This is a genomic window from Streptomyces sp. NBC_01460, assembly GCF_036227405.1.
Classification (GTDB): domain Bacteria; phylum Actinomycetota; class Actinomycetes; order Streptomycetales; family Streptomycetaceae; genus Streptomyces.
The window spans coordinates 3,100,839-3,114,556 of the sequence record NZ_CP109473.1 but is presented as its reverse complement, the minus strand read 5'-3'; the positions used below and the strand labels follow the sequence as shown (position 1 = coordinate 3,114,556).

The 13,718-nt window shown below is 71.2% G+C and carries 10 protein-coding genes; 9 read left to right on the top strand and 1 reads right to left on the bottom strand.

Annotated features, from left to right (window positions below):
* Window positions 1-136 precede the first annotated feature (136 nt).
* Window positions 137-691 (bottom strand): hypothetical protein, encoded by a 555-nt coding sequence (locus OG488_RS13735; RefSeq protein WP_329229157.1) that lies wholly within the window; start codon window positions 689-691, stop codon window positions 137-139.
* A 78-nt stretch (window positions 692-769) separates the two neighbouring features.
* On the opposite strand from OG488_RS13735, the gene OG488_RS13730 reads away from it, so the two are divergent.
* The 9 genes from OG488_RS13730 (at window position 770) to OG488_RS13690 (ending at window position 13,638) form a co-directional block, all read left to right on the top strand.
* Window positions 770-1,474: a response regulator transcription factor gene (locus OG488_RS13730; protein WP_329229156.1), complete on the top strand. Its 705-nt coding sequence runs from the start codon at window positions 770-772 to the stop codon at window positions 1,472-1,474.
* Entirely contained in the window at window positions 1,471-2,934 is a 1,464-nt protein-coding gene (locus tag OG488_RS13725) for a sensor histidine kinase (protein ID WP_329229154.1), read from the top strand. The genes OG488_RS13730 and OG488_RS13725 overlap by 4 nt, the downstream gene beginning before the upstream one ends.
* 134 nt (window positions 2,935-3,068) lie before the next feature.
* Window positions 3,069-4,556 (top strand): cellulose binding domain-containing protein, encoded by a 1,488-nt coding sequence (locus OG488_RS13720; RefSeq protein WP_329229152.1) that lies wholly within the window; start codon window positions 3,069-3,071, stop codon window positions 4,554-4,556.
* 662 nt (window positions 4,557-5,218) lie between these two features.
* Entirely contained in the window at window positions 5,219-6,541 is a 1,323-nt protein-coding gene (locus OG488_RS13715; RefSeq protein WP_329229150.1) for an ABC transporter substrate-binding protein, read from the top strand.
* A gap of 168 nt (window positions 6,542-6,709) precedes the next feature.
* Window positions 6,710-7,708 carry a carbohydrate ABC transporter permease gene (locus OG488_RS13710; RefSeq protein ID WP_329229149.1) on the top strand — a complete coding sequence of 333 codons (999 nt, stop codon included), beginning with the start codon at window positions 6,710-6,712 and terminating at the stop codon, window positions 7,706-7,708.
* 15 nt (window positions 7,709-7,723) lie between these two features.
* Entirely contained in the window at window positions 7,724-8,647 is a 924-nt protein-coding gene (locus tag OG488_RS13705) for a carbohydrate ABC transporter permease (RefSeq protein ID WP_329229147.1), read from the top strand.
* Between the two features lie 190 nt (window positions 8,648-8,837).
* Window positions 8,838-10,295, top strand: a complete 1,458-nt coding sequence (locus OG488_RS13700) for a GH1 family beta-glucosidase (protein WP_329229145.1) — start codon at window positions 8,838-8,840, stop codon at window positions 10,293-10,295.
* A gap of 220 nt (window positions 10,296-10,515) precedes the next feature.
* Complete coding sequence (locus OG488_RS13695; protein ID WP_329229144.1) at window positions 10,516-11,562, top strand: LacI family DNA-binding transcriptional regulator; 1,047 nt, start codon at window positions 10,516-10,518, stop codon at window positions 11,560-11,562.
* Window positions 11,563-11,757: 195 nt separating this feature from the next.
* Window positions 11,758-13,638: a TerD family protein gene (locus tag OG488_RS13690; protein WP_329238634.1), complete on the top strand. Its 1,881-nt coding sequence runs from the start codon at window positions 11,758-11,760 to the stop codon at window positions 13,636-13,638.
* Window positions 13,639-13,718: the final 80 nt, after the last annotated feature.

Below are 13,718 nucleotides of genomic sequence, written 5' to 3'. Positions count from 1 at the left end.
GCCGCCACCAGGCGTCCGCGTAACGACGGACGAAGGATTCTGAGGACGGCCCTTGACCGAGGGCGGAACACGGCGAACCCGGATCATTCCGATCCACGTACGGGGCCCCGCCGAGCGGCCCACCCCCGTGGCGATGTCACTGGTCGACGACCTCGACCGTCGGCGGATGGCCGTTCCAGGTGCAGAAGACGGAGATCGTCGCGCCCGACCCGTCACCGAAGTCCACCCGGATCCACTCCGGGTTCGTCCACACCTGCATCGACCAGTCCGGTTCCGGGGTGGCCGCGACCAGCTTCGCCGAGTCGTCGGCCAGCTCCAGGACGACCCTGCCGCCACGCGTCGGATAACTCTTCACCTCGCCTGCGGCTGCCGGGGACGCCGAGGACTTCGCCGGGCCCGGACCGGTGGCCGGCGGGCGGGAGGACGGCCGCCGCGAGGGCCGGGGGGAGGGCGTGGGCGTGGCACGGGACGCCGTGGCACGCGGCGAGGCCGAGGGCGGCGCGCGGTGCGTCGAGGACGACACCGGAGCGTCCGTCCCCTGCCCGCCTCCCGCCCCCACCGAGATCGGCACGGCGCGCGGAGGGTCGTACGCCGTCCCCGACATGACCGTGTGCACGCCCCACCACGACAGGGTGACCGCGGCACCCGTGGCGAGCGACCACGCGATCGCGTGTACGAGTCCTCGTTGCATCGGGCCCATCCTGCCGCACCCGCGCCGGTGCCGTCCTGGAGGGGACTCCCTTCCTCCGTATGGGCTACGGTGCGGCGCATGCCTAGTGTGCTCGTGGTCGAGGACGACCAGTTCGTACGTTCCGCCCTCATCCGGCACCTGACCGAGGCCTCGCACACCGTGCGGAGCGTCGGCACCGCGCTCGAAGCGCTGCGCGAGGTCGCGCACTTCCGCTTCGACGTCGTCGTCCTCGACCTCGGGCTGCCCGACCTCGACGGCGCCGAGGCGCTGAAGATGCTGCGCTCCATCACCGACGTACCCGTGATCATCGCGACCGCGCGGGACGACGAGGCCGAGATCGTCAGGCTGCTCAACGACGGGGCCGACGACTACCTCACCAAGCCGTTCTCGGTGGAGCACCTTTCCGCCCGCATCGCCGCCGTCCTGCGGCGCACCCACGGAGCCGGCGCCCAGGCGCCGCCCCCACGCGTCCTCCAGGTCGGCGGCCTCTCCATCGACCCGCTGCGACGCCAGGCGGAACTGGACGGCACGGCCCTCGACCTGACCCGTCGCGAATTCGACCTGCTGGCCTTCCTCGCGGGCCGCCCCGGCGTCGTCGTCCCGCGCCGTGAGCTGCTGGCCGAGGTCTGGCAGCAGTCCTACGGGGACGACCAGACCATCGACGTCCATCTCTCCTGGCTGCGCCGCAAACTGGGCGAGACGGCCGCCCGGCCGCGCTATCTGCACACCCTGCGCGGAGTCGGCGTCAAACTCGAACCACCGGCCACGGGACAGTCCGCATGAGATGGGCCCTGGTCAAGGTCTGCCTGGCCGTCACCGCCATGGTCGTGATCGCGTTCGCCGTACCGCTCGGGCTGGTCATCAAGGAGATGGCCCGCGACCGCGCCTTCTCCGACGCCGAGCGGCAGGCCGCCACCATCGGCCCCACGCTCACCATCACCACCGACCCCGGAGAACTCACCCGGGCCGCCCTGTCCACCGAGCCCGGCGGCAGGGGCCGCCTCGCGGTGCACGTCCCCGCCACCGAACCGGGCGGCTCCCGCCTGGAGATCGGTGTCCGGCGCGCCACCCGCGAGGACGTGGAGACCGTACGGAAGTCGGGGCGCGCCTCCATCGCCGAGGTGCGCGGCGGCTCCACCCTGCTCCAGCCCACCGCGCTCGGCTCCGGGGGCATCGCCGTCGTCGAGGTGTTCGTGCCCGAGGGCGAGGTCTCCAACGGGGTCGGCACGGCCTGGCTGGTCCTGGCCGGTGTCGGGATCGCGCTGATCGTCGGCTCCGTGGCCGTCGCCGACCGGCTCGGTGTGCGGATGGTGGAGCCGGCCCAGCGGCTCGCGGGCGCCGCCCAGGACCTGGGGGAGGGCAGGCTGGGGACCAGGGTGCCCGAGGACGGCCCCACCGAACTCCGGTCCGCCGCGGCCGCTTTCAACTCCATGGCCGACCAGGTGGTCCAGCTCCTGGCCAACGAACGCGAACTCGCCGCCGACCTCTCGCACCGGCTCCGCACCCCGCTGACCGTGCTCCGCCTCAACGCCGCCTCGCTGGGTGAGGGCCCGGCCGCCGAACAGACCCGGGCTGCCGTCGAGCAGCTGGAGCGCGAGGTCGACACGATCATCCGTACGGCCCGGGAGCAGCGCCCCCAGACCCAGGGCGGGCCGCAGGGCGCGGGCGCCGGATGCGACGTCTCCGAGGTCGTCAGGGAGCGCATGGGGTTCTGGTCGGCGCTCGCCGAGGACCAGGGGCGCACGGTGCGCCTGGCCGGTGTGGACCGGACCGTACGCATCCCGGTGGCCCGGCCCGAACTGGCGGCGGCCCTCGACGCGTTGCTCGGAAACGTCTTCCGGCACACGCCGGAGGGCACCGCCTTCGCCGTCGACGTGCACCACAGCGGTGACGCCGTGCTGGTGCTGGTCTCGGACGCCGGACCCGGGATACCCGATCCGGAATCGGCCCTGGCCCGGGGCGCCAGCGGACGGAAGGGCACACGGGGCGCGGTGGGATCGACCGGCCTCGGCCTCGACATCGTCCGCAGGGTCGCCGAGTCCACCGGCGGTGACCTGCGGATCGGGCGTTCGGTGCTCGGCGGCACCGAGGTCCGCATCTGGATCGGGCTCGAAGGCGGCCCGGCCGAGCGTGCGCGCAGGGGGCACCGGGTCGGCCGGCGGAGCGGAAGGCGCGGGCCGCGGGGCCGGCGATCCCGGAGCGCCGAGTTCCGCGGAGCCCCCGGAAACGGCCCGAACCTTTAACCGGTGCCGATGCCCTCCTTAAGCCAACCCTAAGAACATCAACTCAGGTCCCAACAGTTCCTTTTGCCCGGTTCGGGGCGGCTAGCGTGCAGACGCAATCACCACCCCCCCGGCAGGACAGAGGCAGGAACGCGATGGGCACCAGCACGCACCGCCGTACGACGAGCACCCGCACGAAGGCGGTCGGCGCCCTGGTCGCCGCGGTGGTCGTCGGCGGCACGGTCCTCATGGTCACCGGAACGGCGCAGGCGGCCGCGGTCGGCGCCACGTACACCAGGGCCAGCGGATGGGCCGGGGGGTACACCGGGCAGTACGTCGTCTCGAACGAGACCGGGACGGTCCAGTCCGGGTGGACGCTCGAATTCGACCTTCCCGCCGGCACGAAGATCGACTCGCTCTGGAACGGTGAGCACACCGTCAGCGGCAACCACGTCACCGTGAAGCCCGCGAGCTGGAACAAGGACATCGCTCCGGGTGCGTCCGTGACGGTCGGCTTCGTCACCACCTCCGCCGGGAAGGCCGCCGATCCCGAGGGCTGCCTCATCAACGACGCCGCGTGCTCGGCGGACGGCGGCACAGCGCCGGAGCCCAGCGGGCGCCCCACCGGAACCCCCACACCCACGTCGGCCCCCACCTCGACGCCCACGTCGGCGCCGACGCCCGCCGAGAGCGCCACCGCCGAGCCGACACCGACGGCCGAGCCGTCCGGGACCCCTGGAGGGGCGGCCGGCGGAGCCGGGTTCGCCCCCTACGTCGACACGTCGCTGTACCCCTCCTACGACCTCCTGGACACCGTGTCCAGGACGGGCGTCAAGGAGTTCAACCTGGCCTTCATCACGTCGGGCGGCAGCTGCGCCCCGCTGTGGGGCGGCGTCACCGGGCTCGCCGACGACAAGGTGGCCGCCCAGATCGACGCGCTGCGGGCCGAGGGCGGCGACGTGCGGGTCTCCTTCGGCGGGGCGGCCGGTGCCGAGCTGGCGCTGCACTGCTCCTCGGCGGCCGAGCTCGCCGCGGCGTACGGCAAGGTCATCGACGCGTACGGGCTGACCAAGGTGGACTTCGACATCGAGGGCGGGGCGCTGCCCGACACCGCCGCCAACTCCCGCCGCGCGCAGGCCGTCGCCCAGCTCCAGAAGGAGCACCCCGGCCTGGACGTCTCCTTCACGCTGCCCGTGATGCCGGAGGGACTGACCCAGCCCGGTGTGGACCTGATCGCGGACGCGAAGAAGAACGGCGTCACGATCGACGCGGTCAACATCATGGCCATGGACTACGGGGCCTCGTACAGCGGGGACATGGGCGACTACGCGGCCCAGGCCGCCACGGCCACGCAGGCCCAGCTCAAGGGCGTGCTCGGGCTCTCGGACGCGGCGGCCTGGAAGGCCGTGGCGGTCACCCCGATGATCGGCGTGAACGACGTCGCCACCGAGATCTTCACCGTCGAGGACGCCGGACAGCTGGTGAAGTTCGCTCAGGAGAAGGGCATCGGCCGGCTGGCGATGTGGTCGGGCACGCGGGACGTGCAGTGCGCGGGCGGCGCGAAGCCGACCGCGGACGCCGTCTGCAGCTCGATCCTCCAGGAACCGCTGGCCTTCACCAAGGCGTTCGGCACCTTCGGGTAGTCCGGCGCCCCTTTCGACCATCACCTCGACGCGCGCGCCCCGGCCGGCCCCCCACACACCCCCCACATCCGGCCGGGGCGCGCGCCCCCATGTGCACAGCCCGAGGGCTTCTCCGTCGCGTAAGCGGAACGGTCGGGCGGCATGGTGGAGTTCGGGGAAAGAACGCGGAAGCGGCTCACGGCCCCCCTCCGCGCCCCCACGGGGCCTCATCCCGTTCATTCCTCGGCGGGCGTCTTCCGGCCCGCCCCGCCCGTCCGCACCGTCTCGAACCTCGCACGGGAAACCGCGCCGGATGCCGGGCCTCCGCGCGGGACGGAGAGGCCGGCTCCCGCCCAACACCCCCTGACCTGCGGTGATTCGAACGGCCGCAGACGGCGCATGCAGGACGCGCGGGTTAACGCAAGACCTCTGCCGGACACGGTCGCGTGACTTGCAGGACACACTCGGGCAACGGAAGCGTCTTCAACTCTTGACACCCACCCCCTTGAGGCAGCAATCTTCCGGCATCAGCGCATGGGAGCGCTCCCATATCGAACGAGGTTTTTCGCTCGTACGGGGACGGCACCGCCCATGTCCTCTCCGTACCCCTGGCACCCGCACCCACCGGCGCGTATGCCGAGCAGATCGAACGCCAGTCCCACCCTGGAACAAGGAGTAGTGGAATGCGCATCACCCGCACCGTCGCAGGTCGAAGCCGCAGAACCGCCGTCATGGTCACCACGGGCCTCACGGCCACCGCCCTGCTGCTGACCGGCTGCAGCGACTCGGGCTCGGACTCGGGCGAGGCCGACGCCGACGGGAACATCACCCTGACCGTGGCCGACTTCGGCCAGTTCGGCTACAAGGAGGCGGGGCTCTTCGCGAAGTACCACGAGCTCCACCCGAACATCACGGTCAAGGAAAACGTCACGGCCGACGAGAAGGTCTACTACCCCAAGTTCCTCCAGCAGCTCAACACGGGCAGCGGCCTGGCCGATGTGCAGGGCATAGAGGTCGGCCGTGTGAAGGAGCTCGTCGACACCAAGGCGGACGCCTTCGCCGACCTCTCCAAGGTGATCGACCCCGACCAGTGGGTGAACTGGAAGGCGCTGCAGGCGAGCACCGACGAGGGCAAGGTCATCGGTGCCGGCACCGACATCGGCCCCATGTCGATCTGCTACCGCCGTGACCTGTTCGAGAAGGCCGGACTGCCGACCGACCGGACCGAGGTCGCCGCGAAGCTCGCCGGTGGCTGGGAGGACTACCTCGCGCTCGGTGAGGAGTACAAGAAGAAGGCCCCCAAGGACACCTTCTTCATGGACTCCGCCAGCGCCATGTACAACGGCGTGGTGAGCTCCGACTCGGAGCAGTACTACTCCAAGGACGGCAAGGCGATCTACAAGGAGAGCGCCGGCGTCAAGGCGGGCTGGAAGCTCGCCACCGAGGCGGTCGACAAGAAGCTGACCCAGGGTCTGGCCCAGTTCAGCGTCCCGTGGCAGAACGCCCTGCGCAAGGGCAGCATGGCCACCGTGGCCTGCCCCGCGTGGATGGCCGCGCAGATCGCCACCTACTCCGGTGACCAGTTCAAGGGCAAGTGGGACATCGCCCGCACCCCGGGTGAGACCGCGGCCAACTGGGGCGGTTCCTTCCTCTCCGTGCCCGCGAAGGGCAAGCACGTCAAGGAGGCCGGTGAGCTCGTCAAGTGGCTGACCGCGCCCGAGCAGCAGGCCGCCGTGTTCAAGGCCGCCGGCCTCTTCCCGTCGAACAAGGGCGCCTACGAGCTCCCCGACGTGAAGACCGCCAAGCTGGAGTACTTCAACAACGCCCCGATCGGTGAGATCTACGCCGAAGAGGCGCAGGTCATCCCCGCGGCCGTGCTCGGCCCGAAGGACGGCGTCATCAAGGACACCATCGGCACCCAGATCAACAACATGGAGCAGCGGGGCACCAGCGCGGACGACGCGTGGAACGCGGCCACCGAGGCCATCGACAAGGTGATCGGCTGATCCTCGCCGGTGCGGGCGGCCGGGACGCCTTCGACGCGTCCCGGCCGGCCCGCACCGGTGCCGGTTCCCCCATCGGTACCGCGCACCTTCTCCGACACCTCCGCCGGACCTGACCAGGTCCGGCCTGCCCCTGCGGTGTCGGCACACCCCAGGGAAGGACTCCCACCTGTGGCAACCACCACCCCCACCCGGGGCGCACACGGCTCGCGGCCCAGCCGCCGCGCTCCGAAGCCCATGACCCCGGCCCGTCAGGTCTGGCGCAGCCGGCTGTGGCGCTTCGACGACAAGGCATCGCCGTACGCCTACATCGCGCCCTTCTTCCTCGTCTTCGGGGCCTTCGGGCTCTACCCCCTGATCTACACCGGCTGGATCGCCCTCCACCGGGTGGAGATGACCGGCCTCGACCAGATGGAATGGGTCGGCTGGGACAACTTCAGCACCATCCTCCAGGACTCCGAGTTCTGGACCGCGGTCACCAACACCTTCGTCATCGGCGTCATCTCGACCGTGCCGCAGCTGATGATCGCGCTCGGCCTCGCCCACCTGCTGAACTACAAACTGCGGGCCAGCACCTTCTGGCGCACCGTGATCCTCACGCCGTACGCCACCTCGGTGGCGTCCGCCGCGCTGGTCTTCGCCCTGGTGTTCCGGGCGGACGGCGGCCTGCTGAACTGGGTCCTCGGCTTCTTCGGTGCCGGTGAGACGAACTGGGCCAACGGCCACTGGACGTCCAACATCGCCATCGCCGTGATCGTGATCTGGCGCTGGACGGGCTACAACACCCTGATCTACCTGGCCGCCATGCAGGCGGTCCCGTCCGACCTCTACGAGGCGGCCTCGCTCGACGGGGCCTCGCGCTGGCAGCAGTTCCGCAACGTGACGATTCCCGCGCTCCGGCCGACGATCCTCTTCACGATCGTCATCTCGACCATCGGATCCATGCAGCTGTTCGGTGAGCCTCTGCTGCTCGAGGGCGGTCAGATCGGAGCCCAGGGCGGCTCCGAGCACCAGTACGAGACCCTCAGCATCTACCTCTACAACTACGGCTGGAACCTCGGACACCTCGGTCCGGCCGCCGCGGTCGCCTGGGCCATGCTCGTCCTGCTGCTGCTCATTGCCGCGATCAACTGGCTCGTCGGGCGCTTCATGCGCAAGACCGCGGCCTGACGGGGAGCGATAACCATGACCACCACCAGCCCCATCGCCGCTCCGGACCACCGCCGCGTCTCCAAGGCCACGGTCCGTGACGAGCCTCCGCGCCGCCGCCGCTTCAAGCCCGGAGCCGGCCGCCAGCACCACGCGGGCCCCTTCGCCTACTTCGCGCTCGCCGTCGTCGGCCTCGGCTCGCTGTTCCCGCTGTACTGGACGCTCGTGGCGGCGTCCCGCACCCAGGACGAGGTGCTGGACACCACGCCGCCGCTGGTCCCGGGCGGCAACCTGTTCAACAACCTCCAGGCGGCCTGGGAGCAGGCCAACCTCGGCAAGGCCATCGTCAACACGGTGATCGTCTCCTCCAGCATCACCCTGGCGACCCTGTTCTTCTGCACCCTGGCCGGCTACGCCTTCGCCAAGATGCGCTTCAAGGGCCGCGGCGCGCTGATGACCATGGTCATCGCGACGCTGACGATCCCGCCGCAGCTCAGCGTCGTACCGCTGTTCATGATGATGTCCGACATCGGCTGGGGCGGACAGCTGGAGTCGGTGATCTTCCCGACCCTGGTCAGCGCGTTCGGTGTGTTCTTCATGCGCCAGTACCTCCTGGAGGCGCTGCCGTACGAGCTCATCGAGGCGGGCAGGGTGGACGGCGCGAACAACCTCCGCATCGTGTGGAGCATCGTGCTGCCGGTCGCCCGTCCGGCCATGATGGTGCTCGGCATGCTCACCTTCGTCCAGGCCTGGAACGACTTCTTCTGGCCCTACCTCGCGCTGAACCAGCAGAACCCCACGCTCCAGGTGGCCCTCGGCCAGCTGAGCGCGTCCTACGTCCCCGACCAGAGCATCGTCATGGCGGGCGCGCTGATCAGCACGCTGCCGCTGCTCGTCGTCTTCGTGATCTTCGGCAAGCAGATCGTCGGGGGCATCATGTCCGGCGCCGTCAAGGGCTGACCCCGGCCCGCCGCACCACCCCGGTCCGACCCCGGGCCCGCGGACCCCACCCGGTCCTGTCCGGTCCGCTGTCCCGTCCCCGGTCCGGCCTCCGGCCGTCCCGTACGGCCTGTACCTGACCACAGACCGTACGGGGCCGGGGCCCCCGCACTTCCTGTCCCTGTCCCTCCACCCATGGGAGCGCTCCCGCATGACTGCCGTACGACCCGACACCACCCCGAAGCAGGCGCCCGAGGCACAGTTCCCCACGGGCTTCATCTGGGGCGCGGCGACCGCCTCCTACCAGGTCGAGGGCGCCGCCGCCGAGGACGGCCGCACGCCGTCGATCTGGGACACCTTCAGCCGCACGCCCGGCAAGGTCCGCAACGGCGACACCGGCGACATCGCCGCCGACCACTACCACCGCTACCGCGACGACGTCGCGCTCATGAAGCAGCTCGGGCTGAAGGCCTACCGCTTCTCCGTCTCCTGGTCCCGGGTCCAGCCCACCGGCCGCGGCCCGGCCGTCGAGCGCGGACTGGACTTCTACCGCAAGCTCGTCGACGAGCTGCTGGACGCCGGCATCATGCCCGTCGCCACCCTCTACCACTGGGACCTGCCCCAGGAGCTGGAGGACGCCGGCGGCTGGCCCGAGCGCGTGACCGCCGACCGGTTCGCCGACTACGCCGCCATCGTGTCCGGCGCCCTCGGCGACCGCGTCGGCATGTGGACCACCCTCAACGAGCCGTGGTGCTCGGCCTACCTCGGCTACGGCTCCGGAGTGCACGCTCCCGGCCGCACCGAGCCCGCGGCGGCGCTGCAGGCGGCCCATCACCTCAACCTCGCCCATGGCCGGGCGATCGAGGTTCTGCGCGCCCAACTCCCCGCTGCTGCGCAGACCTCGGTCACCCTCAATCTCCACCAGGTCCGCCCGCTGACCGGCAGCGAGGCCGACGCGGACGCCGCGCGCCGCATCGACGCGGTCGGCAACCGCGTCTTCACCGGCCCGATGCTGCGCGGGGAGTACCCCGAGGACCTGATCACCGACACCTCGCACCTGGTGGACTGGTCGAAGCTGGTCAAGGACGGTGACCTCGCCACCATCTCCCGTCCGGTCGACGCCCTCGGCATCAACTACTACACGCCGACCCTGGTCTCCACCCCGGTGGAGGGCGCCAGTTACGCCCGCAGCGACGCCCACGGCGCCAGCGCGCACTCTCCGTGGCCCGGCTCCGAGCACGTCGCCTTCCACCTCGCCGAGGGGAAGGAGCGCACCGCCATGGACTGGTCGATCGACCCGAACGGGCTGTACGACCTGCTCATGGACGTCAGCCGTGACCACCCCGGCCTGCCGCTGATGGTCACCGAGAACGGTGCCGCCTTCGACGACTACGTCTCGCCCGAGGGCAAGGTCGAGGACCCCGAGCGGGTCGCCTACCTCCACGGCCACCTCGACGCCGTGCAGCGCGCCGTCGCCGACGGCGCGGACGTCCGCGGCTACTTCCTCTGGTCCCTGATGGACAACTTCGAGTGGGCGTACGGCTATTCGAAGCGCTTCGGCGCCGTGTACGTCGACTACGCCTCCCAGCGCCGGATCCCCAAGACGAGTGCCCACTGGTACTCGGACGTGATCCGCCGCCACGCACTGCCCCCGGTCGGCACCGTCTGACCCTCACCAGGACGAACAGCGGGACCCGGCATGCCGCCGGGTCCCGCTTTTCTCTGCCCGCCCTGCGTGTTCGGCATCCGGACCCCTTAGGCTTGGGAGCGCTCCCAGAAGTGGTGGTGCGCAGAGGACCGCTGGGTCCGGCCGCGTGTCAAGGGACCGGGCAGTGGGACTTGGTTTGCACAACCCGCTGTGAGAAATTGACCGCGAACGGGAGGCAGCCATGGCGGCAGCGCGAGTACGGAGTGGCGGGCGGCCCACGCTCGAAGAAGTAGCGGCCCGGGCCGGAGTGGGGCGCGGCACGGCCTCGCGCGTCATCAACGGCTCACCGCGGGTCAGCGCCCAGACCCGGGAGGCCGTCGAGGCGGCCGTCGCCGAACTGGGCTACGTGCCCAACCGTGCGGCCAGGGCGCTCGCGGGCAACCGCACGGACGCCATCGCGCTCGTCGTGCCCGAGTCCGAGACCCGCTTCTTCGCCGAGCCGTACTTCTCCGACATCGTGCGCGGTGTCGGGGCCGCCCTCGCCGACACCGAGATGCAGCTGCTGCTGACCCTCGCGGGCAACGACCGCGAGCGCCGGCGGCTCGCGCAGTACCTGACCGCGCACCGGGTGGACGGGGTGCTCCTGGTCTCCGTCCACGCGGACGACCCGCTGCCGGACCTCCTCGAACAGCTCGGCATGCCCTCCGTGATCAGCGGCCGCAGGCACGCGGCGGAGACGCTGCCCTCGGTCGACTCCGACAACTTCGAGGGTGCCCGAGCGGCCGTCGACCACTTCATATCGCGAGGCCGCCGCTCCATCGCCACGATCACCGGCCGACTCGACGTCTACGGCGCCCAGCGCCGCCTCGACGGCTACCGCAAGGCCGTCGCCGCGGCTGGCCTCGACCCGGACGAGCGGCTGATCGCGCCCGCGGACTTCAGCGAGGAGGGCGGTGCCCGCGCGATGCGGGAGCTGCTGGAGCGCCGCCCCGACGTGGACGCGGTCTTCGCCGCCTCCGACGTGATGGCGGCGGGCGCCCGCCAGGTGCTGCGCGAGTCCGGCCGGCGCATCCCCGACGACGTCGCCCTGATCGGCTTCGACGACTCCGCGGTCGCCCGCCACATGGACCCGCCCCTGACGAGCGTGCGCCAGCCGATCGAGGAGATGGGCCGCACGATGACCCGCGTCCTGCTCCAGGAGATCGCGAACCGCTCGTCGGACGACCCCACCCAGGAACGCCCGAGGATCGTGCTGCCCACGGAGCTGGTGGTGCGGGAGTCGTCCTGAGGCGCCGCGTGGACGCGGGGCCGGGCCCTGATCGTCCACGCGAAAGCCCTTCTTTCACAACTTCTCCATAAGGTGCGGGGTCGGCCGCTAGGATTCCGCGCGTACGACGAATGTGTGACGCACCACACGACGTCACATACCCCGGCCGTGCGTGCGCTTCCGGCCCGGTCGTGCCTTGGGGGACGCGTGCAGAAGATGATCAAGGGTGCCAACGTCGGTCTGGCCACGCTGAGCGAGGACGTCGGGTCCGTGGTGATGAGCCTCGGCTGGAGCAGCGTGACCGAGGAGGGGAGCGCAGACGTCTCCGTTCTTCTCCTCGACGGTGACGGCAAGGTGCGCGGCGCCGGCGACTTCTGTTTCCACGGCAACCCGACCGCCGGCGAGGGGAGTGTGCGGCTGCTCGGGAAGACCCCCACGGCTGACGGCGACGAGAGCCGGATCGGGTTCGACCTGGACGCCGTACCACCGGGGGTCGAGCGGATCGTGGTGGCGGCGAGCCGGTCCGGAGGGTCGCGGTTCGGGGACTTCGACGACCTCCTCCTGACCGTCGCCGACAGCTCCGGCAATGACCTCGTCCACTTCTCCGTCGAGGACGCCGGGGCTGTGAGCGCCTTCATCTTCGGAGAGCTCTACCGGCGCGCGGGCGAGTGGAAGTTCCGGGCCGTGGGCCAGGGATACGCATCCGGCCCGGCCGGACTGGCGGCGGACTTCGGTGTCGACCTCGACGTCGCGGCCCGGAGCGCGGACGACGGTGCCGTGACCGGCCTCGGCTCCCGGGCCGCGTCCCCGGCGGCCGCGGTGCCCCCGCCCCGGGCACCGGAGCCCGCGACCGAGGCAGGGGCGGACGCCGGGGAGACGCGGAGCCAGGAGGGGGACGCGGGGCACCCCGGCCGTACGCCGGACAGCCCTGAGGACCTCGCCGTCCCCGAGGGTCCGGCGGACGCCGTCGAGGCCGGGGACGCCCTCGACGCCGGAGACGGCCAGGACGCCGGCCGGGAGACCGCCGACCGCGAGACCGTCGAGCGTGAGCGGGCCGAACTGAAGGAATTCATCAAGGGGTTGAGCGCGGACGACATCAAGTCGGGCGGCTGGTTCACCAAGCTCAGCGCTCAGGCCCTGAGCTCCTACACCGGCAAGGCCGACCAGAAGTACTTCCGGGAGCGGTACGAGGGCGTACCCGTGGATGCCGTCGTCGACCAGCGGATCAAGATGGCGGCCCGGTACGCCGCGCTGGAAGGCGGGCTCTCCGCCGGGGCCTATACGGCGACCGTCGCCGCCACCCTCGGGAGTCTCGGCGGTGCCTCGGCGGCTACCGTCCCGGCTGCCGTCGCGACCATGATGGTCGATGTCGCCTTCGTCACCCGGCTCCAGCTCCGCCTGGCCCACGACATCGCGGTCCTCCACCGGGTCCCGCTCGACCTGTCCGATCCCGACGACATGTGGAAGCTCATCAGGGTGGCCTTCACGATCAAGGGCGGGGAGGCAGTCCGGGAAGGTGTGGTCAAGGCGGTCCCGGCCCTCGTGCGGCCGATGATCAAGCGCTTCTACTCCGGAGGGGCGCTGACCGCCGCGAGGGGACTCCCGGTCGTGGGGAAGTACCTCCTGCAGCGCAACGTCATCAAGATCGGCATCCCCTTGGTCGGCGTCCCCCTCGCGGTGGTGCTGAACCGCTGGACGACGCTGCTCGCGGGGCGGCACGCGCAAGCCGTCTTCCGGAACGAGGCCCGTGTGATCGAACTCGCCGAAGGGCTCAGCAGGCGGAGCCGGCACCCCCAGCTGATGCTGTGGGTCGCGTGGCTCGTCATCAGGGCGGACCGGAAGATCACCGACGACGAGACGCTGCTGATGCGGCACCTGGTCAGGCTGGTCAGGGAGCAGCACCACGTGGTCGACGAACAGCTCGCCCACCTCGTCGACGTCGATCCCGCCGAGGTGTGGGGGCGCGTGGATGCCGAGCCGGGGGATCTGAGCGACCTCCTCGACGTGGCCGAGCGGGTGGCCGCTGTCGACGGGGACGCCAACGCCCTCGAGGGAGCCGTCATCTCCGAGCTCCGGGACCGCTGCGCCCGGGTCTGACACCGTCACGCGCTCGCTCCGGCAGGGGCCGGGCGCCAGGGGTGCGGTCCGCCGCCCCCGAGGGGCGGCCCCGCCGCGTC

What these genes read in the sequence shown, in the direction of transcription:
- OG488_RS13735 (WP_329229157.1), bottom strand. Translation starts at nt 691, where the DNA reads ATGCAACGAGGACTCGTACACGCGATCGCGTGGTCGCTCGCCACGGGT.
- OG488_RS13730 (WP_329229156.1), top strand. Translation starts at nt 770, where the DNA reads ATGCCTAGTGTGCTCGTGGTCGAGGACGACCAGTTCGTACGTTCCGCC.
- OG488_RS13725 (WP_329229154.1), top strand. Translation starts at nt 1,471, where the DNA reads ATGAGATGGGCCCTGGTCAAGGTCTGCCTGGCCGTCACCGCCATGGTC.
- OG488_RS13720 (WP_329229152.1), top strand. Translation starts at nt 3,069, where the DNA reads ATGGGCACCAGCACGCACCGCCGTACGACGAGCACCCGCACGAAGGCG.
- OG488_RS13715 (WP_329229150.1), top strand. Translation starts at nt 5,219, where the DNA reads ATGCGCATCACCCGCACCGTCGCAGGTCGAAGCCGCAGAACCGCCGTC.
- OG488_RS13705 (WP_329229147.1), top strand. Translation starts at nt 7,724, where the DNA reads ATGACCACCACCAGCCCCATCGCCGCTCCGGACCACCGCCGCGTCTCC.
- OG488_RS13700 (WP_329229145.1), top strand. Translation starts at nt 8,838, where the DNA reads ATGACTGCCGTACGACCCGACACCACCCCGAAGCAGGCGCCCGAGGCA.
- OG488_RS13695 (WP_329229144.1), top strand. Translation starts at nt 10,516, where the DNA reads ATGGCGGCAGCGCGAGTACGGAGTGGCGGGCGGCCCACGCTCGAAGAA.
- OG488_RS13690 (WP_329238634.1), top strand. Translation starts at nt 11,758, where the DNA reads ATGATCAAGGGTGCCAACGTCGGTCTGGCCACGCTGAGCGAGGACGTC.